General features: G+C 42.8%; 25 protein-coding genes and 1 other annotated feature. All 25 genes read left to right on the top strand.

Features of this window, described 5'->3' with window-relative positions; genetic code table 11:
- The first annotated feature begins 42 nt into the window (after positions 1 to 42).
- The 25 genes from MHZ92_RS21610 to rplU all read left to right on the top strand — a co-directional run bounded on the left by MHZ92_RS21610 (position 43) and on the right by rplU (position 23,367).
- The gene (locus MHZ92_RS21610; protein WP_239432106.1) at positions 43 to 1,746 is read left to right on the top strand and encodes a sensor domain-containing diguanylate cyclase; all 1,704 of its coding nucleotides are present in this window, start codon (positions 43 to 45) and stop codon (positions 1,744 to 1,746) included.
- Between the two features lie 19 nt (positions 1,747 to 1,765).
- On the top strand, positions 1,766 to 3,490 hold the full coding sequence (locus tag MHZ92_RS12780; RefSeq protein ID WP_239432107.1) for a sensor domain-containing diguanylate cyclase: 1,725 nt from the start codon (positions 1,766 to 1,768) through the stop codon (positions 3,488 to 3,490).
- 131 nt (positions 3,491 to 3,621) lie between these two features.
- Positions 3,622 to 4,047, top strand: a complete 426-nt coding sequence (locus tag MHZ92_RS12785; protein WP_239432108.1) for a PulJ/GspJ family protein — start codon at positions 3,622 to 3,624, stop codon at positions 4,045 to 4,047.
- Positions 4,022 to 4,513 carry a prepilin-type N-terminal cleavage/methylation domain-containing protein gene (locus MHZ92_RS12790; RefSeq protein ID WP_239432109.1) on the top strand — a complete coding sequence of 164 codons (492 nt, stop codon included), beginning with the start codon at positions 4,022 to 4,024 and terminating at the stop codon, positions 4,511 to 4,513. Before MHZ92_RS12785 ends, MHZ92_RS12790 begins: the two co-directional genes overlap by 26 nt.
- Positions 4,514 to 4,516: 3 nt before the next feature.
- On the top strand, positions 4,517 to 5,734 hold the full coding sequence (locus MHZ92_RS12795; RefSeq protein ID WP_239432110.1) for a hypothetical protein: 1,218 nt from the start codon (positions 4,517 to 4,519) through the stop codon (positions 5,732 to 5,734).
- A 62-nt stretch (positions 5,735 to 5,796) separates the two neighbouring features.
- On the top strand, positions 5,797 to 7,125 hold the full coding sequence (locus tag MHZ92_RS21615) for a VanW family protein (protein ID WP_239432111.1): 1,329 nt from the start codon (positions 5,797 to 5,799) through the stop codon (positions 7,123 to 7,125).
- 30 nt (positions 7,126 to 7,155) lie between these two features.
- Positions 7,156 to 8,814, top strand: coding sequence for a GspE/PulE family protein (locus tag MHZ92_RS12805; protein WP_239432112.1), 1,659 nt, complete (start codon positions 7,156 to 7,158; stop codon positions 8,812 to 8,814).
- A gap of 10 nt (positions 8,815 to 8,824) precedes the next feature.
- Positions 8,825 to 9,862 (top strand): type IV pilus twitching motility protein PilT, encoded by a 1,038-nt coding sequence (locus MHZ92_RS12810; RefSeq protein WP_239432113.1) that lies wholly within the window; start codon positions 8,825 to 8,827, stop codon positions 9,860 to 9,862.
- A gap of 2 nt (positions 9,863 to 9,864) precedes the next feature.
- A complete protein-coding gene (locus MHZ92_RS12815; protein ID WP_239432114.1) occupies positions 9,865 to 11,076 on the top strand; it encodes a type II secretion system F family protein in 1,212 nt (403 codons plus the stop codon).
- 119 nt (positions 11,077 to 11,195) lie between these two features.
- Positions 11,196 to 11,630, top strand: a complete 435-nt coding sequence (locus MHZ92_RS12820; protein WP_239432115.1) for a type II secretion system protein — start codon at positions 11,196 to 11,198, stop codon at positions 11,628 to 11,630.
- Positions 11,631 to 11,653: 23 nt separating this feature from the next.
- Positions 11,654 to 12,607 carry a type IV pilus biogenesis protein PilM gene (gene pilM, locus MHZ92_RS12825; protein ID WP_239432116.1) on the top strand — a complete coding sequence of 318 codons (954 nt, stop codon included), beginning with the start codon at positions 11,654 to 11,656 and terminating at the stop codon, positions 12,605 to 12,607.
- 2 nt (positions 12,608 to 12,609) lie between these two features.
- Positions 12,610 to 13,227 (top strand): PilN domain-containing protein, encoded by a 618-nt coding sequence (locus MHZ92_RS12830; protein ID WP_239432117.1) that lies wholly within the window; start codon positions 12,610 to 12,612, stop codon positions 13,225 to 13,227.
- Positions 13,220 to 13,903, top strand: a complete 684-nt coding sequence (locus MHZ92_RS12835) for a pilus assembly protein PilO (protein ID WP_239432118.1) — start codon at positions 13,220 to 13,222, stop codon at positions 13,901 to 13,903. The genes MHZ92_RS12830 and MHZ92_RS12835 overlap by 8 nt, the downstream gene beginning before the upstream one ends.
- Positions 13,900 to 14,655, top strand: coding sequence for a prepilin peptidase (locus MHZ92_RS12840; RefSeq protein ID WP_239432119.1), 756 nt, complete (start codon positions 13,900 to 13,902; stop codon positions 14,653 to 14,655). Before MHZ92_RS12835 ends, MHZ92_RS12840 begins: the two co-directional genes overlap by 4 nt.
- A gap of 89 nt (positions 14,656 to 14,744) precedes the next feature.
- The gene (locus tag MHZ92_RS12845; protein ID WP_239432120.1) at positions 14,745 to 15,413 is read left to right on the top strand and encodes a hypothetical protein; all 669 of its coding nucleotides are present in this window, start codon (positions 14,745 to 14,747) and stop codon (positions 15,411 to 15,413) included.
- A 96-nt stretch (positions 15,414 to 15,509) separates the two neighbouring features.
- Positions 15,510 to 16,109, top strand: a complete 600-nt coding sequence (locus MHZ92_RS12850) for a Maf family protein (RefSeq protein WP_239432121.1) — start codon at positions 15,510 to 15,512, stop codon at positions 16,107 to 16,109.
- Positions 16,110 to 16,137: 28 nt separating this feature from the next.
- Positions 16,138 to 16,815, top strand: coding sequence for a RadC family protein (radC, locus tag MHZ92_RS12855; RefSeq protein WP_239432280.1), 678 nt, complete (start codon positions 16,138 to 16,140; stop codon positions 16,813 to 16,815).
- Positions 16,816 to 17,052: 237 nt separating this feature from the next.
- A complete protein-coding gene (locus MHZ92_RS12860) occupies positions 17,053 to 18,069 on the top strand; it encodes a rod shape-determining protein (RefSeq protein ID WP_239432122.1) in 1,017 nt (338 codons plus the stop codon).
- 18 nt (positions 18,070 to 18,087) lie between these two features.
- Positions 18,088 to 18,999, top strand: coding sequence for a rod shape-determining protein MreC (gene mreC, locus MHZ92_RS12865; RefSeq protein ID WP_239432123.1), 912 nt, complete (start codon positions 18,088 to 18,090; stop codon positions 18,997 to 18,999).
- Positions 18,996 to 19,514, top strand: coding sequence for a rod shape-determining protein MreD (mreD, locus tag MHZ92_RS12870; RefSeq protein WP_239432124.1), 519 nt, complete (start codon positions 18,996 to 18,998; stop codon positions 19,512 to 19,514). Before mreC ends, mreD begins: the two co-directional genes overlap by 4 nt.
- Before the next feature lie 24 nt (positions 19,515 to 19,538).
- On the top strand, positions 19,539 to 20,210 hold the full coding sequence (gene minC / locus MHZ92_RS12875; RefSeq protein WP_239432125.1) for a septum site-determining protein MinC: 672 nt from the start codon (positions 19,539 to 19,541) through the stop codon (positions 20,208 to 20,210).
- 1 nt (position 20,211) lies between these two features.
- Positions 20,212 to 21,009, top strand: a complete 798-nt coding sequence (gene minD / locus MHZ92_RS12880) for a septum site-determining protein MinD (RefSeq protein WP_239432126.1) — start codon at positions 20,212 to 20,214, stop codon at positions 21,007 to 21,009.
- A gap of 757 nt (positions 21,010 to 21,766) precedes the next feature.
- Complete coding sequence (locus tag MHZ92_RS12885) at positions 21,767 to 22,318, top strand: M23 family metallopeptidase (RefSeq protein WP_239432127.1); 552 nt, start codon at positions 21,767 to 21,769, stop codon at positions 22,316 to 22,318.
- Entirely contained in the window at positions 22,315 to 22,929 is a 615-nt protein-coding gene (locus MHZ92_RS12890; RefSeq protein WP_239432128.1) for a metalloprotease, read from the top strand. Before MHZ92_RS12885 ends, MHZ92_RS12890 begins: the two co-directional genes overlap by 4 nt.
- A 41-nt stretch (positions 22,930 to 22,970) precedes the next feature.
- Positions 22,971 to 23,045, top strand: a sequence feature (ribosomal protein L21 leader region).
- 13 nt (positions 23,046 to 23,058) lie between these two features.
- A complete protein-coding gene (rplU, locus tag MHZ92_RS12895; protein WP_184210394.1) occupies positions 23,059 to 23,367 on the top strand; it encodes a 50S ribosomal protein L21 in 309 nt (102 codons plus the stop codon).
- Positions 23,368 to 23,373: the final 6 nt, after the last annotated feature.

Raw genomic sequence — 23,373 nt, forward strand, 5'->3', positions numbered from 1 at the left:
TCATTTCACTATTTTTATTTATTTGTAAGGGGTGCATGAGGGGTGTCTGAAAAAAAGAGGTCTACAATCATTCTTTTCATTATTTGGTTACTCATCGTACCACCCGGAATTATTTATTTCCTTATTACCCAAATGCCTGAAAACGTAAATATTATGTATGTGGCGCTCTTCATTTTGTTTAGTGTGCTGACGGCACTATACCCAATCATGTACAATGGAAAACCAGTTACGTTAGTTATGTGGGCTGCATTGCCCGCTTTTCTTATGTATGGAATTGCAGTCGAAATAATCGTAATGCAATTATCAATCGTCGCAACTCTATATGCTACAAAAAGTAACCTTGGAACGTTTGAACGATTTCTTATAAATTCCATTATGGTATTTATTTTATCAATTGTAGCAGCAGGTGGTTTTTTCGTCGTTGGAGGCCAAATCGGGTCATTGGACTTTTGGCCACTCCTAATAGGCGTTGCAATCTATCGGATCTTCCATACAACCGCGAATTTCGGCTTTTTGACTGCCTACTTAAAGGCCAAAGGAGTGAAAAGTCCTTTTACATCAAAGGACATCGGTTTTGAGTATGCCACACTAATTCTCATTTTACCTTTGGCGCTGACCTTCTATTTCTTACTGAATATGGTCGGAATCGCTTCTTTTTTACTTCTAGGATTTCCTTTTTTTATGACAATCACGATTATTCGCCTATATGGTCGTTCTGAAAAGATTAATGATTATATTAAAAGGGCAGGGAAAATCGGAAGTGAACTTTCCGTCATGACGGATGAGGAGACTGTTTCAACCCAGTTCATTACGAAAACGAGTGAACTATTCAAGGCGGATTATGTATTTCTTTTCACGAATCATGATCAATGGCTAGAATTGGATAAATGGTATGAAAAGAAGCAGTTTGTTGAAAAACCGTATAGAGCGATTCAAATAGGAGAAGGAATTGCAGGGATGGTTTTAGAGAAAAATGAACCGATCATCTATTCGAAAAGAAAAGATTGGCAACGATATGCGACAAATTCAGCTCCTGAAGATTTGGAAAGCATACTATGTATCCCGTTATCCCGCAACAATAAAACGAATGGAATTCTTCTGCTCGGTTCTACTCGGAAGTCTGCTTTCGGGGATTATCAACTGGAAATCTTTGACCTGCTCGGATCTTATTATATCGTTGCTCTTGAAAAGGCGCGATATGTACATGAAGCATTGCAGCGAAGTGAAAGATGCGCATTAACGAAGCTATATAATTATCGTTATTTGGAAGAAAAAATACATTTTGAAATGAATCGCATGCAAATGGGAGATATCGACAACTTATCTCTCATCATGCTTGACATCGACCATTTCAAAAAAGTGAATGATACGTACGGGCATCAGAGTGGAAATGACGTTTTGTACGGGCTTGGAAGAATATTGGAAAAGGCATTGCCGGATTATGGAACGCTTGGGCGGTACGGCGGGGAAGAATTTGTTTTTCTACTTCCGGACTTTTCCAAAGAAGAAGCAATCGACTTTGCTGAACAAATTCGATTGATGGTTCGAGAGCATGCATTTACAATTATTCCGGATTTAGGGGAAGACAAGTACCCGGTAAAAGTGTTCATCACGTTGAGTGTTGGTGTTGCGAACGCTCCGACGGATACAGATGAAGCAATGAATTTATTGCGAAATGCGGATCGTGCCTTGTATATCGGAGCAAAGCAAGCTGGAAGAGATCGGGTGGCCGAATATGTAAGATGACAAAGGAGGAGGGTATAAAATGAAAATAACTGCACAACAGCAAAGAAGCATTTTTATCCTATGGCTTCTTGTCGTTCCTTTGATGTTTTACATAGCCCTCAATTATTTTCCTGCGGAATCATACGATTATGTAAATATGGCCATCTATTTGGCGATTCTCATAGCGACATTAAAGACTTCAATCCCATTGGATAGGGTTAGTCTTACATTGGAAAGATGGGTCATTTTCTCGCTCTTCTTCCAATACGGTGTCGTAGCGGAAATGATTTTCATGCAAATTGCGAGCTTCGTACTTCTCTTCATCATGAAGTCACCAACGCCAAAAGCTTTCCGATTTGCATTCAACTCAATCAATTTTGCTGTTGTTTCGATTATAAGCGGTGCCATCTTTTATATATTTGGCGGTCCGCTTTCCGAAATGTCTTTAAGTTCATTTTTGCTTGCAGGCTTCCTTTATGCGTCTGCGTATTCATTGATCAATAGCTCTCTAATTTATCTATTTTTCAAGTGGTTGAAGACAGACACATCTGGTATGAAAAAGGTAATCGTGTGGGATTATGTTTCGTCCATTCTCCTTTTACCGTTTGCGATTACATTTTGTCTCCTCATGCAGCAATTCGGAAGCAAAGCATTTTTATTGATAGGTGTACCATTCCTACTCGTTTTACTCGTTGCGAGCAACTATATGAATTCAAATAAAATGAGTCAATTATTGGCTTCATCGACAGTTATTGGCCATCAGCTTGCTGATAACCTATTGGTGGAAAACGTCCATCTCACATTTATCGATAAGATCAAAGGAGTCATTCCGTATGACAGCGCCTACATTGTCGATTTGAGAATGGGTGAAAATCTCGTTTTACTCTCCTTTAAAGAAGGCGAATTTCGGAGCGGCGTAGCTAACCGATTTTCATTACCACCAAAGAGGTCTGAGTCGGATGGATTGGAAGTAAATTCGACTAGATTATTTTTGAATCGAAAAAGTATAGACGCATTGAAGGCATACACATTTGATCCTTCCGTAGAAAGTGTAATGACGGCACCTATTAAAAGAAATGAAAAAACGGAAGGATTCCTAATTCTTACTTCACATCAGCGATATGCATTTGACGATGTGCATGTAAAGATAGTCGATTTGTTGACCGGCTATTTTGCAACAGCAGTTGAAAAGGCGAGATATTATGAGAAGACGGTAGAGAAAAGCGTAACATGCGGATTGACTGGCCTTTATAATTACCGCTACTTGGAATCCAAATTGGATGAAGAGATGATCCGTTATCATACAGGGGAAATTTCCACATTGTCTGCAATCATGCTGGATATCGATCACTTCAAATCTATCAACGATACATACGGACATCAAAGCGGGAACGACTTGCTCCGAGCTTATGCAGATCTGTTAAGAAGTTTCCGTGTGGAAGATATGACGCTCGCGAGATACGGTGGCGAAGAATTCGTCATGCTCTTGCCGAATTGCGAGAAAGAGGATGCGATTGAGATTGCGGAAATGATCCGAAAAGAAGTGGAGCAAACTAAGTTCAAAATCATCCCAGATCTATCCGAAGACCGTGAACCGATCATTATAGATATAACGATAAGCGTTGGTGTCGCAACCATGCCGATCGACGCAAAAGACGGTAAGGAACTGCTCCGGAACGCAGACCGCGCCCTTTATATCGGCGGCAAGCAAGCGGGACGCAACAAGGTTGGGATTTATGAAGAAGACGATAAAGTTACAATTTAGTGAATGAAAGACCGATGCAAATCGGTCTTTTTTCTATGATTTAACTACTACTTTGTTGGACTAGTTGATTAGTTGTATTGTATTTTGTATGCTTGAAGTAGTAGATAAATAGAATGGGAGGCGATGTCTTGATGAGAAGCCAAAAGCTAAATGAAAGAGGGATGACCCTCGTCGAAATCCTAGCAGCTCTCGTCATTTTAGGCATCGTCTTCGTTGGATTCATGACAGTTTTCCCACAGATGACGAATTTTAATGAGAAGACTGAGTCCAAGCTGAGTGCAATGAACGAGGTAAGGGTGCTTCTGGATAACTATAGAAACTCCTCATATTCTTTAAATGATTTCACTTCGGAAAATGGTTATATCGAAAAAAATGAGGCCTGGATCCGAACTGAAAAAAGTGAACTTGGAGAAGTTAAGTATAGAGTTGAAAAACAAGCCGCTTTGCCAGCGGGAGATTCTGAAGGTGAGTTGAGTTTGCATGAAATCAATATATCTATTCAAAAGGATAGCAAAGTTATCAGCGAGACTTTTGGCTATATCGAAGTCGGCAAATGAAAAGCTTGACAAGAGAACGTCAAGGCAAACAGGGATGACACTTGTAGAGGTACTGGCCGTACTTCTATTAACTGCGCTTGTCATTACGTTAATTTGGACAACAGTGCTTACAAGTATGAAATATAATATAACGGAAACAAAAAAGTTGAAAATGCAACAGGAGGCTAATTATATAATTACTGATCTTCAGCAAATTCACCGAAAATGCGATACATATAGGTTGGAAGAGAGAGACGGGAAAATTTGGCTGACGGATTGTACAGGAGTTGTCGCTCAATCAGATAAGAAAATCGGTTCGGAAAATGAATTCAAAATTAGTGGGTTACCAACGGAACAGGAAATTAAAGCGAAAACAACGGATTCATCTATGAATGTTAACCTAGTAGTTTCTGATCCGGTTAAAGATAAACTAGAAGTAAGTGTCTCGACAGTTATCTCTAGATATAAAGTGGAGAAGGAGGAGTAATAAATGCGAAAAAGTCATAACGAGCAGGGCTACGCATTATTAATAGTCCTCTTTTTAGTCGTCTTTATAATGGCTGTTTCAGCTGTCTTTATAAGAGGCTCAATTGGAAATGCAAAGCAAGAAATCAAAGTGGATGAAAGCCATCTTACAGTAATGGCTGCTGAAGCGGGTGTAGACTATTATAAGACTTACGTTTCAAATTTATACTTTTCAATTATACCTGACTTGGAAACATTTATTCAAAATGATATTAAAAAACAACTTGATGATCCCGAAAATAAAGCTAAGGTCATTGATTATAATTTAACTAGAAAAAATACCACTAGCGAATTGGAAAGGATATTTAAAGAGGAAGAGAAAATTCTTGAATTAACCTTAGAAAAGAATATTGCACTATATAATTTTGAAGTAATGACTACTTCTGTGAAAGGGTATCCTGAAAGGCATACAGTGATCGTAGAAGGGGTATCATTAGGCATGAAAAATGGAAATAAGAAAAAGATTTCATTTCAACAATCATTTATTATACCAGATCTTAGTGGATCATCGGATTCAATTGTGGATGAGATGGCATCATCTCCAAATATGAATAATCTTTATCCAGACAATGTGGAGGCTTCTAGTTGTGGAAGCAATAAGAAGTTATTAAATATTACGTGTAAAGGTGCTAAAAATGGCGGGTATGATAGTGTGGAAAATTCAACCATTTATTTTCCGGGTGGATTTGATGGCCCTAATGGAAATTTAGAAGTGAATTACTCTAAATTATATAGCAATGATGATTTTGAAGTTCATGTATTTAATAACCTAAATGGTTCGGATCTAAATATAAATGGCAGTTTTGAGGTAAAGCAAAATATGAATAATATTTATAATTCTTCGATTAAAGTTAACGGGGCATTGGACATAAATAGTAACGTTCAGAATATGACTAATTCAATGATGATAATTAGAGGAGCAGCCCATATTGGGGGACACTTAAATATTAAAAATTCGCTAGTTTGCGTCAGTGGATCATCTAATGTAGAAGGACATTTAACTGTTGGAAGGGGGAGTAAACTTATTTATTTGGACAACTTCGTGGTTGGTGGGAAAAAGAAAGTGTTTGGAGAGATGATCCAAGTAAACAATGAAAATGAATTTTGGGAACAATGTAAATTAGGGAATAGTAATTCTGCTGTATGGTCGAATCCTATCATAGAAGATGTAAACTATGAATAATTCGATGTTTGTTTCAAAGAAAAAAGATGTAATAGATAAGTTAATGGAAGAAGGTGCTCAAAGTGAATAGAAAGATAGTTTCTATAAGTTTATCCTCCATACTTCTATTGTTTTTATTTACAGGTGTCGCTTTAGCATCAGACTTCCGCTTTGGTAAGCATTACACTGATCACACATACGTCGGACCATTCAACATTTCCAATCATAAAACCAACCAAGCAAAATCAAAATTAGCTTCTGACTTTTCCGAGTTGCAGACTAAATTAGAAGTGAACCTAATCTACCAAGACACCCAATTTTCACTACCACCCGAAACAATCAAATTCGATATTGACATGACGCTTGCGAACGCAAGTTCAGGTGAGGACAATCCGATCATTGCGACTGTATCCCGTGATGGATTAAGAACCGTACTTAGCCAGCAACTTCCACAGATTCGTTTCACGGAGGGGGCGGTTGATTCGGTTGCTGCAGGAATTGAAGAAGAACTGCAAACAGGCATCATGCCTAGAAATGTTCATATTACCGACTATATAGAAAACGAGATTCCATTTGAAGTAGTAGCATCATCCGAAAATAGCATTGACACCATATCTCCGTCTTTATCGAAAGCGATCCAAACTCTTGACGATGTGGCCATTGAGCCTTACGAATCGTTTTCTATGCTAGAGTTGCTGACAAATTCTGAAGTTGGACCGCTTACTGACGAGGAAATGACGTTTCTATCATCTATTCTTTATACTGCAATTTTACAAACTAATTTTCAAATCGCCGAACGAAACATTAGCACAACCATATCTCCATTTATTCAACCCGGATTTGAAGCTTCAATGAATCAGACATTAGGGCTTGACTTCAAATTCACGAATCCGAACAAGACGGATTTCACCATTCGATCCGCATGGTCCGCGGGAGCTATTCATCTATCTATTGAAGGTCGACCGTTTTATTATTCATACGAACCTAGCACTACCAATATAGAAACATATAAACCGAGAACTATGCGACAATATAGCGCCTTCATCGATGATGGACAAGTCGTTGTTTCCCAAGAAGGCAAAGAAGGAATCGAAGCGATTGTCCAACGTACGCGATCCGTCGATGGACAAGTTGTGGATACTGAACAGATTTCCGAAGACTTTTACGCACCTATTCATCGGATTGAAGTTCATCCATTAGTAAAAGGGAATGCGTCTCAAACGACCGATGCTGAAAACGTGGAAACAGGGCTTCCTCAAAGTGGAGGGTCTCAAACAGCTACAGGCTATGAATCATCTAATGCGGACGAAATTGATGCAGACGGATCAAATGCTATCAATGGATACAACAATCAAGAGTCAACTGAAGAAATTATTTACGATAAGAGCGGCCTTCCGATATCAGGAAAATGAGTGACGTCAAGAAGTGAAAGAGGGATGCATATGGCGACAACACGGAAACGATTGGGTGATTTACTCGTTGAATCAGGACTTATAACAGATGCACAGCTTCAAACTGCATTGGAGGAAAAGCCGCGAGATCAAAAACTCGGGGATGCACTTCTTCAAAGAGGTTATATTACCGAACAGCAGCTAATCGAAGTGCTAGAATTCCAGCTTGGGATTCCCCATGTCAATCTATTCAGGTATCCGTTCGATCCGAAGTTGTTCAATGTTGTTCCTAAAGAGTTTGCGAAGCGGAATTTGCTAGTTCCGTTGAAAGCTGATGGGGACAGGCTGTTTGTCGCAATGTCTGATCCGATGGACTATTTGGCTGTCGATGACTTGCGTTTGTCGACAGGTTTTCATATTGAAACGGCAATTGCTTCAAAGGATGATATTTTACGGACGATCTCGAAGTACTATGAAGATGACTTGCTGGAAGACTTTTTCGTGGAGCAGCCAGAGGAAACGAGGGAACAGCAAGATGAATTGACCGATCTTGATTCCCCGATCGTCCGGCTCGTCAATCAAATACTGTCGTCTGCCATCACGCAGAAGGCAAGTGATATTCATATCGATCCACAAGAGCAGCAAGTTGTCATTCGTTTCCGGGTCGATGGTCTTTTGAAAACGGAACGGTATTTACCGAAACATATGCAAGCGATGCTCACTGCGCGAATAAAAATAATGTCGAGCCTCGATATTACGGAGCACCGTGTACCGCAAGACGGAAGGATCAAAGCTACCATTGACTTCCGCCCAATCGATCTGCGGGTATCTACACTGCCGACCGTATTCGGTGAAAAAGTCGTCATGCGGATTTTGGATTTGAGTAGTTCGTTAAATGACTTAAAAAAATTGGGCTTCAGTCCGGTGAATTTGGAGCGGTTCATGAAGGAAATTGAACGACCGAATGGGATTGTTTTAATTTCTGGACCGACCGGCTCGGGGAAATCATCGACTTTATATGCTGCGCTTAATAAATTAAACCAAGAAGAAGTGAATATTATTACCGTTGAAGATCCGGTTGAATATCAACTGGAAGGTATTAATCAAATACAAGTGAACCCTGCAGTCGGACTCACATTTGCAAACGGATTGCGGTCGATCTTGAGGCAGGATCCGGACATTGTCATGGTCGGGGAAATCCGTGACCGTGAAACGGTGGAAATTGCAATCCGTGCTTCATTGACCGGTCACCTCGTCCTCAGCACAATTCATACGAATGACTCTATCGCTTCGATTACAAGATTAATTGATATGGGAGTTGAACCGTTTCTTGTCACAGCTTCTGTCAACGCAGTTGTTGCTCAAAGGCTGATTCGTCGAGTTTGTCGAGATTGCGGACAGGAAATGCGTGCTTCGAACCGGGAAAAAGAGATTTTCGCGAAACGTGGAAAAGAGATTGACACTATCGTCCGCGGACCGGGATGTGCTGCTTGCAATATGACCGGTTATCGTGGACGGGTTGCCATTCACGAAGTGCTCATCTTCAATGATGAAATGCGTGAAGTGATTAATAACCATGGAACCCCGGCAATGCTGAGGGAAATCGCATTACGGAACGACACTGTATTTTTGATTGACGATGGACTTGAGAAAGTGAAGCAGGGCATTACGACGACGGAAGAAGTTCTGCGTGTTTCACTTATTGAATAGGGGTATAGCCATGAATGAAACAATAGATCATATTTTAACAAAAGCATTTGAATTGAAAGCGTCCGATATCCATGTGACGGTCGGTGTCTCACCCGTTTTCCGGATTCACGGCGAGTTGAAGCGGTATGGGAAAGTGTCGGTTACTGACACTTTCACGGAAGAGGCAGCTAAATTAACCATTCCGGATAAGTTATATAAGACATTCATTGAAAAAGGACAAATAGACTATTCGTATGAATTAAAAGGAATCGCCCGTTTTCGTGTCAATGCGTTTCAACAGCGCGGTTCCATTTCGCTAGCATTCAGGACAATCCCGACGGACATTCCTTCTATTGATGAATTGCAAGTTCCTGGAATCTTGAAATCATTGGCCGAAACTCCTCAAGGACTCATATTAGTTACGGGGCCAACAGGTTCAGGGAAGTCAACTACGCTTGCGGCGATGATCCGCTATATGAACGAAACCATGCGCAAACATATTATTACCCTTGAAGATCCAATCGAATATGTGCATTCCCACCAATCATCGATTATCGATCAACGAGAAGTCGGCTTCGATACAAGTTCTTTCGCAGACGGCTTACGTGCTTCGTTGCGTCAGGATCCGGATGTCATCCTTGTCGGGGAGATGAGGGATCTTGAAACGATTTCTACAGCCATTACTGCGGCTGAAACTGGTCACCTTGTCTTGGCGACACTTCATACGTGGAGTGCTGCTTCAACAATCGATCGGATTATCGACGTCTTTCCGCACGGGCAGCAATCTCAAATTCGTGTTCAGCTGGCAGGCGTGTTGACGGCTGTACTGTCACAACGATTATTTCAGACAGTCGATCGAAAAGGAAGAAGAGTCGCTACGGAATTAATGATCAATAACCCGGCCATTTCGAACTTGATCCGATCGGAAAAGGTCCATCAGATCCCAAATATCATCCAGACAAGCCGATCAATGGGCATGCATATGATGGATACGTCGGTCAGGAATCTTCTTGAGCGTGGACTCATTTCATACGAAACGGCAATGCCGTATATCGAAGGTGATGATTGACGATGGCTCGTTTCAAATATGATGGCCGAGACGCAAAATCGAAGAGGTCCGGAGTTATCGTTGCTGCGAATAAACGGGAAGCTGCACTGAAATTGAAGAGCCAAGGAATCCGTGTCTCTAATTTGACTGAGCAAGCCGAAACAGTACTTACGAAAGAGATCCATCTCGGAAAACCAATCAAACGAACGCAATTCATCATGTTCCTCCGGCAATTTTCAACCTTGCTTCGAGCAGGTGTCACCATCGTGGAATCAATACGAATCCTTTCATTGCAAGTCGAGTCGAAGCCGTTCCAAAAAATATTAGTTTCTGTCGGAGATGATCTCAGAGGCGGCGGCTCGTTATCGGACACGTTAATCAAACATCCAAAGGCGTTTGAGCCGCTCGTCATCAATATGATCAAAGCGGGGGAGATGTCAGGGACGGTCGACGATTCGTTGGACAGGCTTGCCGAGCATTATGAGAAAGCGCATATGACGAAACAAAAAGTCATATCGGCGATGTCTTACCCAATCGTCGTAGGAATCGTTGCAATCGGTGTCGTTATTTTCTTATTAACCTTTGTCGTCCCAATGTTTGTGGACCTTTTCGCTAGCGTTGGCGGAGAATTGCCATGGCTAACTCAATTCGTATTGAAGGCTAGTGATTTCATGGTCGCTTATTGGTATTTATTCATCCTTTTGGTCGCTGCCATTACGGTTGGTCTTGTAATGATGCGCAGCAATAAGGAAGGGAAATATTTACTTGATTCATTTCTTTTGCGGCTTCCGATTTTTGGCGATTTAATGAAAAAATCTGCATTGTCAACTATGACGAGAACGCTCAGTTCGTTATTTGCAAGTTCCGTCCCGATTTTACAGGCGTTATCGATGACCCAAAAGATTGTAGAAAATGAAGTCATTTCGCGCGTAGTCGGTAAATCGAGAGAATCGCTGGAACGAGGCGGCTCATTAACAGAACCAATGGCGGGGCACTGGGCATTTCCTCCGTTAATTCCACACATGATTGCCATCGGAGAACAGACAGGATCACTAGATGCGATGCTCGCAAAAGTGGCGGATTTCTATGAAAAGGAAGTCGACGCTTCGACAGATCGATTGAAAGCGTTAATCGAGCCGCTAATGATAGTCCTTTTGGCAGGCTTGGTCGGAACGATAGTACTTTCGATTCTTTTACCTATGTTTAGCCTCTTTACAGAAATAGATAATATGTAACGAATTATGTCGGAAAACCAATAGTTTTGTAGAATTGTAGGTTGATAGTTACAATTAGACTAGTAGTTTGGTATTCTTAATTTGAAAATGAAAATAAGCTAGAATAGGGAGGAATCATGATGAAAAAGTTATTGCAGAAACGTTTGAAAAACGAAAAAGGGTTAACGCTTGTTGAACTTTTAGCGGTAATTGTAATTTTGGGGATTATTGCAGCGATTGCTGTGCCTTCTATTGGGAATATTATCCAAAACTCTAAACTAAATGCACTGAAAGCTGATGCTATTAATGTATTATCGGCAGCTGACCTTTATTTTGTTGAAAAAGGAAGTGCTGATGATGCCACAGTAACGACTGAAACATTGAAAGTAGAGGGGTATTTGGAAGATTCTGGAGGTTTTCCTGCTGACGAAAGTGTTACGGTAAAGAAAGTCAAAACAGGTAACACTATTTCTGGAACTGCTGCGAACGGTGATACCAATATCATTTTTTCAGAAGCGACTAAAAATGGGATAAATAATACTGAAGTTAAAAGCGGAGAAACAATTAGTAATTAGATTTGGATTAAGGAGCCACTAAAATGCCACTATTCAACCGCCGCAAACAGCCGGCAACACTTACAATTGAAGATGATGCCGTCCGGTTTGTCCGGTTGAAGTCGCAGGATCCGCTCCTCGTCGATGTTGCAGAGGAAGTTAGCCTTCCTCCAAACACGATCGTCGAGGGGAAAATTGTTGATTCCGAAACTCTTGTGATGATTCTTGAAGGGGTCGTGAAGGAGTGGGGCATCGCGAAGCGTGATGTCCAATTCCTTGCGCCTGATACATATGTAATGATCCGGAAAGTACCTTACCCGGATGATGTTGAGCCGGATGAGTTAAAGGGGCATTTTTTCATTGAAATCGGCTCGACGATCTATTTGCCGTTTGATGATCCGGTATTTGACGTCGTCCCTTGCTATCTGAATGAAGATAGCAAGGAAGCCATTTTGATTGCCTCGAAGGAAAGTGTTTTAGATCAGTACGAAGACGTCCTGAAAGCGGTGAAGCTCAATCCTGTTATTGCGGATATCGGACCGCTTGCTCTTTACCGGCTTGCGTTTCAGACCTATCAATTTGCAGGCCATGAGCATGTTTTGATCGCGGACATGCACGACGGTATGCTTACTGTGTCGATTTTCCATAAGCATTATCCGCTTTTCATGCGGCCTGTTGATTTAACACAATCGGCCGATCTATCGGTTGTTGCGGATGTCGATGCAGATCCCCAGTTGATTACACCGAGATCGATTGTGATGGAACTTGAAAAGCTGATGAATTTTTATCGATATAATTTACATAACGGATCCGCGTCCATTACGCATTTGCTCGTCAATGGAGAGTATGGAGAAATGGAAAATCTATTGTCTGCTATTCGGGAACAATTTTCCATAAAAGCAGAACGATTGCTGAAACAGCCGCTGCAGCTGCAAGATGGGCGACAATTGCCCGCAACCTTCAACCGGACGATCGGTTTGGCATTGAAAGAGGTGTAGTCATGCTCGTTGATATTAATCTATTGCCTGAAAGGGAGAGGGAGCGATCGACTCTCCTCATCGCTGCACTTATTGTTATTGGTGCGGCTCTTCTTTTTTGGGCAACTCTTTTTCTACTATCTCTTTCTCTGTCGAAGGAGACTGCTCATGTGGAAACGCAAATCGCCTCCTTGCATGCTAGACAGGAGACAATCCGGGAAGAGATTGTACCTTCCACGCATGCAGACGATTGGGAGCGACTCGCTGCGACAGTCGAATGGGCGGAGGCTTATCGATTCGAAACACTGCCTTTGTTGCGTGAATTGATCGCTCTATTGCCGGAGCGCGGTTTTTTCGTCTCCTTTGAGTTCACAGCCCCTCATGAATCAACAGTCACGGTCCAATTCGATAATAAATCTGACGCCGCTTATTATTTGGCGAGGATTAAATCATCGACAGTCGTTTCAACTGCGACGATTTCGTCTTTGGTCGCTGAACGTGTAGATGAAGAGAGCGGTATAGAAACGCTTCCTCGTTTTGAAGCGACGTATCATATTGAGTATATCGATGACCGCGGCACAGTCGTTGAAGTTGAAGAGTCGAGGGAGATGGATAGTGAGGAGGGCGATCTTGATGAGTAATTTATCAAAACGTCAGAAGGAAATGGGGCTCGTTATTTTGGCAGTCCTTTTCCTGCTTGTCCTTGCAGCCTATTCCTATTTCCAAATATACGCACCCGCGAAAGATGCAAACGAACGGGCGTTGCAAATGTTAACGAACGAAAGGGACATTCTTTTTGCGCTTCAACGGCAAGAGGCCCAACAACAACCTTCGGGATCGTCCAGCTCCCGCCCTCTGCAAGAGAAACTGCCTGTGAAACCCCTCGAAGATTTAATCCTATTGCAAGTGCAGAAGGCTGAAGTGAAATCGGATACATATGTCCATGAAGTGAATTTTTCATTGGAAGATGTAGTCATTGAAAATCCACCTGAACACGTAGAAAATGTGCAAACGGTTTTAACCGAAGTGCATCTTGAGGCAGCTGAATACAGTCAAGTCGATCAGTTCATTGAAGAGATTGAATCGATGGAACGAATATACATGGTAGAACGTATTGAATTCGATGCCCCGGAAGAAGTAAAAACGATGGAGCAAGAGAATGAAATGTTGGAGTTAGTCATTACGTTTCAAGCGTTTTACCGACTGGATTTAGGGAATCTTGTGGAAGAAGCGCCAAAAGTGGATGCCCCCGCGCCTGCTGGTAAAAGGGATCCAACGCCGATCAATCAAATGCCTGGATTGGGTGATAGTGAATGAGTATTGTTTGGTCCCTTTTATTTTTCATATTTGGTATCATCTTTGGCTCCTTCTTCAACGTTGTCGGCCTTCGCGTGCCGAAGAAGGAATCCATCGTGTCCCCGCCTTCCCATTGCACGAAATGTAATCGAAGGTTGCGTCTGCTTGATTTAATACCGATATTCTCCTACGTTGCACTTCGAGGAAAATGCAGAGGGTGTGGACAAAAAATCAGCCCGATGTATCCGCTTATGGAATTCGCGACGGGTGTATTGTTTGCTTTCACTTATACCCAAGTTGGATTTACTTATGAGTTGATTATTGCAATTCTTTTCGTTTCGTTGCTCGTCATCATCACTGTTTCTGACATAACGTATATGATCATCCCTGACAAAGTGCTTCTGCCTTTCGCCGTTGCGTTTTTGATCCTTCGATGGCTTATTCCTACGTCACCGTGGTGGGATAGCCTGTTAGGGGCTGTAATTGGTTTTTGTGTACTCTATTTCATAGCGATCGTGTCGAAAGGTGGAATGGGTGGCGGAGATATTAAACTGTTCTTCGTCATCGGTCTCGTGCTCGGAACGGTGAATACACTTTTGACGCTCTTCCTTGCCTCTCTCATTGGATCTGTCGTCGGCATTTATGTGATGAAGAAAACAGGGAAAGGACGGAAGACTCCCATTCCGTTTGGTCCATCCATTGCAATTGCCGCTGTCATTTCCTATTTCTTCGGGGCGGAATTTGTCGAATGGTATCAGCAATTATTCATTTAAGTCGATAAGTTTTTTAGGACAAGGCGACATACGTCTTGTTCTTTTTTATGTCCGTTTTGGTACGGTTACTAAAAACGGGGTGGTCTGGCATGAATTTCAGAAAAAAATACTCAAAAGTGACAGTCGCGATGGCGATGCTCCACGGTGTAATCATCGGGATTGCTGCAGTCGCAATCGTCGGTGCAATCATTATAAGCACAAATGGCAGCGGAAAGGAAAAGGCGCTGGATACAGAAGTCGTCACAACAAATCCACCAGCGACAGGTATGACGACCCCAACGTCTGGTCCTGCAGTTTCTGCTGAGGATCCACCTCTCCAACTGTTCGCAAAACAGCATGGTGTTTTTTCAACTGCACAAACAGCTCATGATTTCGTGTCGCAAGATGCAAGTCTATCAAAAGCGGCCATTCTGGAAATTGAAGGACAGTTTTACGTGTGGAGCGCAGTCGGTCTTCGTGAGGAAGAGATTGAAGTGAGTGAATATGAAGGGACGTTCAGGAAACCCTTTTTCGCTAATGCATCGACATGCTCTAACGATGGAGCTGGGAAATTGACGAGTGTTTTGTCGGAAACCGAACTGTCGAAAATTAAAATTTTGACGACTGTGTCGGAAGCTGAAGAGGAAGATGAAAAATTAGCGGAGTTCCGTAAAAATATTGCTGCTGTGACGGCGTTTTCTTCGGATTTACGGATTATAAGGCTTCAGTTGCTTTCGCATTATACCCATAAGGACGGCTGTGTGAAAATTAATTTTTAACGCAGGAAAACGGGACAAACTCAAGTTTTTGCGAAAAAATGAAAATTTCCATTAAGCTACTTCTACAGTATGATAAAGAAAAAGGAGGTTGCTTACATGGAATTCATTGCAGAAAAACCGATTATATTAGCATCCGGCTCTCCTCGAAGGCAGGAGTTGCTTAGAAACATTGGCATTTCGTTCGAAACAATGCCAAGCAATGTTGAAGAAGTCGTTGAATTGGTGGACGGAGACTTTGCTGATTATGTACAGAAGCTAGCCATTAAAAAGGCGGCTGCAGTTTCCGAAACAAAACCGGAAGCAGTCATTATTGCAGCGGACACGATTGTTGTCTTTCAAGGAGAAGTTTATCCAAAACCATCATCAAAGAAGCAGGCTGAAAGTTTCTTGAAAAAGTTTTCCGGCAATACACATTCGGTTTTCACAGGTGTAGCGATTCTAGGGAAAGGAATAGAAAACGTCTTTTCTGTGGAAACGAAAGTGACATTTAAAGTATTGGACGAGCAGTTGATACAGTCTTATGTAGGTTCCGGGGAACCGATGGACAAAGCGGGCGGATATGGCATCCAAACAGCTGGTGCTTTGCTTGTCGAAAAGATAGAAGGCGACTATTTAAATGTTGTTGGACTACCTTTATCGAAACTGATTGAGACGTTGCGTAAAGAAGGCATTCTCCAGTTGAAGGAAGGTGAATGACTCTTTGACAATTGAAACGAAGAAGCAGATGATGATCCGAGACGTACATATCGCTGATAGACCTCGTGAAAGGCTGATCCGCCAAGGGGCAGGGAGCCTGTCGAATCAAGAGCTTATCGCTATCTTACTTCGGACAGGCACGAAGGAAGAGTCCGTTCTTATGCTCGCCAGCAGGATTTTGAAGTCATTCGATAAAATTCAGGATTTAAAGGATGCAAACGTGGAAGAAATGATGGCGGTAAAAGGGGTAGGACAAGCGAAGGCTGTTCAAATACTAGCTGCCGTAGAGATCGGTAAGAGGGTTCATCGGAAACATTCGGAAGGTCGCTATGTCATTAAATCTCCGGAAGATGCCGCGGCATACTTGATGACAGACATGTCGTCGCTCGTCCAAGAACATTTTGTGGTCTTGTTTTTAAATGTAAAAAATGAAGTACTGCACAAACAAACGATTTTTATCGGCAGCTTGAATTCATCGATTGTTCACCCACGGGAAATATTCCGTGAAGCAGTAAAGCGTTCAGCTGCCTCTATCATTGCGGCGCATAACCATCCTTCTGGCCATCCATCGCCTTCGCCTGAGGATATCGAGGTGACGAGAAGGCTCGTTGAAGCTGGCTCCATCATTGGAATCGAATTGCTCGATCATCTCATCATAGGCGATCACCGATTCGTAAGTCTTAAGGAAAAGGGATATATGAATTAGCAATTAACTCCTAAAATGGCAACTATCTTGGTGAGTTTCAATGAAGGGTAAGGGTTCTTAACATCGCAGTCTCATAGGGATACAAGCGATTTTGGGAGAAGCGGGACGATGGAAGGCGATAGGATCAAAATCCAGTCTATTGCTATTGACACTGTGAATTTGTTCTCCAATCCGTTATAATGTGGTGTATGATTTCAAGAAGACCAATTATGCGTCGAATAGAAAGGAAGAACAAATTTGTTTGGATTAGGATCAAGAGATGTCGGAATTGACCTCGGCACAGCCAATACATTAGTTTTCATTAAAGGTAAAGGGATCGTTCTGAGAGAACCGTCCGTAGTTGCGAAAAACACAGTGACGAATGAAATCGTGGCAGTCGGCTCAGCCGCTAAAAATATGATCGGACGTACCCCAGGTTCCATCGTGGCGACACGCCCTATGAAAGATGGAGTCATTGCGGACTTTGAAATTACGACAGCGATGATCGAGCATTATCTGAGAGAAGCAACGAAAGCTGCAGGCAGCGCATGGAAGAAGCCAAACGTCATGGTTTGCGTTCCTTTCGGCATCACTTCTGTTGAACAACGCGCTGTTATTGACGCTGCGAGACAAGCTGGCGCAAAAGACGCGTATACGATTGAAGAGCCGTTTGCTGCTGCGATCGGTGCTAATTTACCAGTTTGGGAACCTACGGGCAGCATGGTCGTCGATATAGGTGGCGGTACTACTGAAGTTGCAGTCATCTCCCTTGGTGGAATCGTAACGAGCGAGTCGATTCGTGTCGGTGGTGACTCCATGGATGGCGCAATTATCAATTACATTCGTAAAAATTATAATCTAACAATTGGTGAACGTACTGCGGAAGCTATTAAAATTGAAATCGGTTCTGCGAAAGTATCTTTGAAACCGGAAAAAATGGAAATTAGAGGCCGTGATTTATTGACAGGCCTTCCAAAAACATTGGAAGTTTCTTCGGACGAAATCGTTGAAGCACTCCGTGAATCGATTACTCAAATTATTGAAGGCGTCAAGAAAACATTGGAAGCGACTCCTCCTGAATTGTCCGCGGACGTTATGGAACGCGGAATCGTATTAACAGGCGGGGGAGCATTGCTTGATAACTTGGACAAAGTCATTTCGGATGAAACGAATATGCCTGTCTTCATCGCCGAAGACCCTCTTGATTGCGTTGCGATCGGAACAGGGAAAGCGCTCGATAATTTCGAAGTGATCAAAAAGATGCAAGTTAGGTAATGAGGGAGGATTTAGGCAATGCCGCGATTTTTTTCGAATAAACGATTGATTTTATTGCTAGTGGGCGTCATCGTCCTTGTGGCATTGATTTCATTCTCCCTAAAAGACAGGCAGAACGCCACCCTTCCAGAGCAAATTGTGAAAGATGTCGTCGGTTTCGGGCAATCGCTTTTCTCGAAACCGGCCCATTATATCACCGGTACATTAGATAAAATCGATGGCATTTTGAATACATACGAAGAAAACAAGCATTTGAAAGCGCGATTAAAGGAATATGCCTCGACACAAGCTGAACTATCGGACGTGAAAGCTGAGAATAAAAAGCTGCGTGAAATTATCGGTAAGGAAACGAGTCTACGAGATTACGAGCCAATCCAGGCAACCGTCATTTCCCGAAATCCCGATCAATGGGAAGAGAAAATCGTCATTGATCAAGGATCGGTGGAAGGCGTGAAACTGAATATGGCTGTCATTACGGCGAATGGACTCGTCGGAAAAGTAGTCCTCGTCACTCCTTTTACATCGACCGTTGAATTGCTTTCAACTGAAAACCGCAATTTTAGAGTGGCAGCAGTCATTCCTGGTGAAGAAGCGATTTTCGGTTTGATTGAAGGATATGATCCGGCGCGTGGCGAATTAATAATGAAGCGTATCGATTCAAACTTTGATGTCAAGGAAGGACAGAAGGTCGAATCATCAGGATTAGGTGGCATTTTCCCGAAAGGATTGCTGATCGGGGAAGTGACTGAAGTATCGACGGACGATTACGGATTGACGAAATTGGCGTATATCCGGCCAGCTGCGGACTTTTCCATGTTGGACCACGTCATGGTCGCGAAACGGACGTCGCGTATTTCGAGCGGTACGGACGGAATAGTGGAAGTAGAAGTCGAACCCGAAGTTGAAGAAGAGGGGGAGGATGGATCGTGATCAGGTTCATTATCCCTCTTATTGCTGTCGTATTATTTTTCCTCGAACCAGTATTTAGTCTTTTTTCACCTATATCGATTGCAGATGTATCTTACACTCTCGTACCCCGTTTCGTAATCGTCTATCTGATTTTCATCACCGTCTACTACGGACGGAAGCGTGCAATCCTCTATGGAATCGTACTTGGACTCTTGTATGATATGTATCACATTGATATTATTGGGATATACACTTTTTTATATCCGGTGATCTGTTATTTTGCCGCAATGGTCATTCGGCAAATTCATCGCCATGTCATTACAGTGATGCTTTTATCGGTGGCAATGGTTGCATTGCTTGAGTTGCTTTCATTCTTTTTCGCTAGCCTGATCGCATTGACTACGGTCGGCTTCGAAGAATTCGTCGTCGTCCGACTGATGCCTACAATGATCGCCAACTCCATGTTTGTGGCGATGTTCGGCTATTTGTTCAAACGGCTGATCGCCGAAAGAGGATTGCAAAAAGCCGGAATATAATTAAGAAAACTGTGAGGGACGCAAATGACGAAACAGCACTATGTAACAATAAAAGGGACAAAAGACGGGCTTGTCCTCCGACTTGATGACAAATGCGCTTATTCGGACATGATTGCAGAACTCCGTAATAAAGTGAGCGAAAACAGTTTAGAAGGGCTTGCTGAAGTAAAAGTCCATACCGGTCATCGCTATTGCAATGAAGAAGAGCTAAAGGAAATCATGAATGTTGTGCATGAATCGCCTCATTTACGAGTTTCAAAGATTCAAAGCGAAGTCATTACAATCGAAGAGTGCAAACGTAAAGTACTGGAGAATCAATCGGAGACCTATATCGGCATCGTCCGTTCCGGGCAGGTCGTGAAGGCCGATGGGGATCTTGTCGTCATTGGCGACGTCAATCCGAACGGCCGTGTCGTAGCTGCAGGAAGCATCTATGTATTAGGAAGATTGAAAGGGATCGCTCATGCGGGAGCGACTGGCAATGAAGAGGCGGTCATCGCCGCTTCATGGCTCGAAGCTACGCACTTGATGATAGCGGATAAATTGGAAACGATGACGGATGAATTGACGATTTTGTCAGAACAACCGGAGATGGAATGCGCATACATACATCCGAACGGTTTTATTGCCATCGATCGTTTACAGGAGCTTCGGATTCTCCGGCCTAACCTGTCGACATTCAAAGGAGGGAGCTAGTGTGGGTGAAGCAATTGTAATAACGTCTGGAAAAGGTGGAGTCGGTAAAACGACGACATCTGCAAATCTTGGGACAGCATTGGCTCTACAAGGGAAAAAAGTGTGTCTCGTTGACACGGATATCGGCCTGCGCAATCTGGACGTCATCCTCGGTCTTGAAAACCGTATCATTTATGATCTCGTTGATGTGATTGAAGGTCGATGCAAAATCCATCAAGCGCTCGTCAAGGACAAGCGTTTTGAAGATGGACTCTTTTTGCTACCGGCTGCACAGACAACTGATAAAAACGCCGTTAATCCGGAAGACATAAAAGAATTGATCAATGAATTGAAACGGGATTACGATTATATTTTGATCGACTGCCCTGCAGGCATCGAGCAAGGATATAAAAATGCGGTTGCGGGTGCAGATCGTGCCATTGTCGTCACAACTCCTGAAATTTCAGCAGTGCGGGACGCAGACCGTATTATTGGATTGTTGGAACAAGAAGATATCGAACCTCCAAAGCTGATCATCAACCGGATCAAGAGCCGCCTCGTCAATAGCGGCGACGCTTTGGATGTCAATGAAATCACGACTCATTTATCAATCGATTTGCTTGGAATTGTTCTTGATGATGAAAAGGTTATTTCTTCATCGAATAAAGGGGAACCGGTCGTCATGGATCCATCGAATCCGGCAGCAATCGGCTACCGGAATATTGCCCGCCGGATCTTAGGCGAATCTGTGCCACTGATGTCTTTAGACGAAGGAAAACCTGGTTTCTTCGGGAAATTGAAATCATTATTTGCTAAATAAAAGTAGAGCACTCAGACTGTAGACAAACACCAGAGATTTTGGTGTTTGCCTATAGTCTTTTTTCTTTTAATAGAAAGAAATCTAGAAATGTTGATTTCCGCTACGGGCGGACGCTTTCCGCGGGCACGGCTTCTGCCGCTTCCCTCGCTGCGCTCAGTCCAGGGTCTTCAGCTCGTGCTGTTCCCGCAGGAGTCGCCGCCCTACGCTCCAATCAACAATATCTCTTATTAAATATATATGGTAAAGGGTATGATGACGAAGAATCAAATCAATGAACCGAACAGTTAGGAATGCTGACCATAGAGCAGTTAGTTCCACAATACCATCTGGTTTGTAAACTGGATGGGCTCGCAACGCTTCGCTTTTACTCGCGCAAAAGCAGTTATTCGTTACGGCTTACATAGGAGTTGAGCGTAATAATAACAAGATTTCTATTATTTAGTCATCTGTTGTCTGGAGTGGAAGCGCGAGACTCCTGCGAACGTCGTCACGTAGAACGGCGTTTGTGACCAAAAGCGATAGCGTTGGGAGCACAGGATGTATAAATTCTGCAAAGAACGCAGAATTTATACAAATCGAACCCTCCGATGTTGGATTGGCTGAGGCAACGCCCGCGGAAAGCGAGTGCTTGAACGGAAGCAACAACCCTAGTTAAAAGCACTTTTACTTCTAAACACTATAATTGCTTACTTGGACAATTGCCCATAATATTCATAGTACCCCCGTCATATACTGAGAAAAAAGGTGGTGTGGCAGGGTGAAATGGAAAACGAAATGGGTCATTGCGATCATACTAGTGATTGGTGTATTCAGCTTTGCCAAATTGGAAGAAATCGGCGTCATCAACAAGCCTGTTACCCAATATATTACGACAGGTAAAGATTTCATCGTCATGAAAAAGTGGGTCGCCTCCGTTATTGGGGAAAAAGAAGGGGATACGATTGCTGTCTCGGCCGACCCCGCAGAAGAACTTCCGTTTGCAGCTTACGAATCAATGCAACCTTACAAGGATGGGGTCATAGCTTCCTATGCACATCCGATGCCGATTACTGCACAAGGGGACGGGCTTATCGTATTCACAGGCTTTACGAGACAATCAGGGAAGACGCTCACCGTATTGTATGATGACGGCGACGAAGTGACGTATGGATTTGTCGGCTCGATCTCAAAGCTTCCGTACTCGACCGTGAAAAAAGGGGACACGCTTGCCCTTATGAATGAAGAGGCAATCTATTTGAAAGTGAAACGGGAAGGGGTCGTGTTGGAAGCCTCGGTATTGGCAACTTATTTCTCGGCAGATACGAAATGAAGCTTCGTCTTCATCCCATTCTCGTACCATTCTTCCTCATATTGATGGCGACCGGCGGATTAGCGTTTTATTCTCTCGTTTTCACATCTCTCCTCTTCCACGAAGCTGGCCATATTGCCGCTGCCAAAATGTCGGGCATGAAAGTCCGCTCTTGTACAATCATGCCCTATGGAGGAGAATTGATAATACCGAATCGAAACTTTTATGGGAGACGGCAAAAATTGTACGTAGCGATAGGTGGACCAATTGCGACAGCGTTTCTCCTCTTGCTTACGGTGCTATTTGAATTTCCAGGTAATGAACAGTTTTTGCGCATTCAACTCGTCATCTTAGCATTGAATATCCTGCCGATATTGCCTCTTGACGGTGGACAAGCTATTAGCGCCATCTTAGAGACAGAGGAACAGAAATACGGAGTGAGATCCGCATTTCTTCTCTATTCCATAATAATACTTATTGCCATTATCTTTTTCTTACTATTGGGACTTCCAGAAACAACCCTCTTTCTTGCCCTAGCTCTATTTTTATTGTTTCAAAACATCTCCGCTTTCAAATTCCGGAAATATGAAAAAGCCTATGAGGAATTAAAAAGAAAACAGTTGACGCCATAGAGTGTGCGTGGTAATATTTTAATGTTATTGTTTGTAGCGCACCCGTGCTACAACCGCACTGACAAGGTACAAGCATCTGAAAAAGATCACCTTTGAAGGCGAGTCTGAGTCTATTGAGGAGGTGCAAGTATGTACGCAATTATTGAAACTGGTGGAAAACAAATCAAAGTCGAACAAGGCCAAGAAGTCTACATCGAGAAAGTAGTCGGCGAAGCTGAGGAAACTGTAACATTCGACAAAGTTCTATTCGTTGGTGGAGAAGACGTGAAAGTTGGCGCTCCATTCGTGGAAGGTGCAACGGTTACTGGTAAAATCGTTAAGCATGGCCGCGGCAAGAAAATCACGGTTTTCAAATACAAACCGAAAAAGAACTACCACAAAAAACAAGGTCATCGTCAGCCATACACTAAAGTTGTCATCGAAGGCATCAATCTGTAAGCCGGC

Source organism: Sporosarcina sp. ACRSL, assembly GCF_022346605.1.
Taxonomy (GTDB): Bacteria; Bacillota; Bacilli; order Bacillales_A; family Planococcaceae; genus Sporosarcina.

Bases quoted from the DNA above. Each gene is read 5' to 3' on its own strand.
- mreC (WP_239432123.1), top strand. From the start codon at position 18,088: ATGCCGCGATTTTTTTCGAATAAACGATTGATTTTATTGCTAGTGGGC.
- rplU (WP_184210394.1), top strand. From the start codon at position 23,059: ATGTACGCAATTATTGAAACTGGTGGAAAACAAATCAAAGTCGAACAA.
- MHZ92_RS12780 (WP_239432107.1), top strand. From the start codon at position 1,766: ATGAAAATAACTGCACAACAGCAAAGAAGCATTTTTATCCTATGGCTT.
- pilM (WP_239432116.1), top strand. From the start codon at position 11,654: ATGCCACTATTCAACCGCCGCAAACAGCCGGCAACACTTACAATTGAA.
- MHZ92_RS12840 (WP_239432119.1), top strand. From the start codon at position 13,900: ATGAGTATTGTTTGGTCCCTTTTATTTTTCATATTTGGTATCATCTTT.
- MHZ92_RS12890 (WP_239432128.1), top strand. From the start codon at position 22,315: ATGAAGCTTCGTCTTCATCCCATTCTCGTACCATTCTTCCTCATATTG.
- MHZ92_RS12845 (WP_239432120.1), top strand. From the start codon at position 14,745: ATGAATTTCAGAAAAAAATACTCAAAAGTGACAGTCGCGATGGCGATG.
- MHZ92_RS12850 (WP_239432121.1), top strand. From the start codon at position 15,510: ATGGAATTCATTGCAGAAAAACCGATTATATTAGCATCCGGCTCTCCT.
- MHZ92_RS12805 (WP_239432112.1), top strand. From the start codon at position 7,156: ATGGCGACAACACGGAAACGATTGGGTGATTTACTCGTTGAATCAGGA.
- MHZ92_RS12810 (WP_239432113.1), top strand. From the start codon at position 8,825: ATGAATGAAACAATAGATCATATTTTAACAAAAGCATTTGAATTGAAA.
- radC (WP_239432280.1), top strand. From the start codon at position 16,138: ATGATGATCCGAGACGTACATATCGCTGATAGACCTCGTGAAAGGCTG.
- MHZ92_RS12820 (WP_239432115.1), top strand. From the start codon at position 11,196: ATGAAAAAGTTATTGCAGAAACGTTTGAAAAACGAAAAAGGGTTAACG.
- MHZ92_RS12835 (WP_239432118.1), top strand. From the start codon at position 13,220: ATGAGTAATTTATCAAAACGTCAGAAGGAAATGGGGCTCGTTATTTTG.
- MHZ92_RS12815 (WP_239432114.1), top strand. From the start codon at position 9,865: ATGGCTCGTTTCAAATATGATGGCCGAGACGCAAAATCGAAGAGGTCC.
- MHZ92_RS12785 (WP_239432108.1), top strand. From the start codon at position 3,622: ATGAGAAGCCAAAAGCTAAATGAAAGAGGGATGACCCTCGTCGAAATC.
- minC (WP_239432125.1), top strand. From the start codon at position 19,539: ATGACGAAACAGCACTATGTAACAATAAAAGGGACAAAAGACGGGCTT.
- MHZ92_RS12795 (WP_239432110.1), top strand. From the start codon at position 4,517: ATGCGAAAAAGTCATAACGAGCAGGGCTACGCATTATTAATAGTCCTC.
- MHZ92_RS12830 (WP_239432117.1), top strand. From the start codon at position 12,610: ATGCTCGTTGATATTAATCTATTGCCTGAAAGGGAGAGGGAGCGATCG.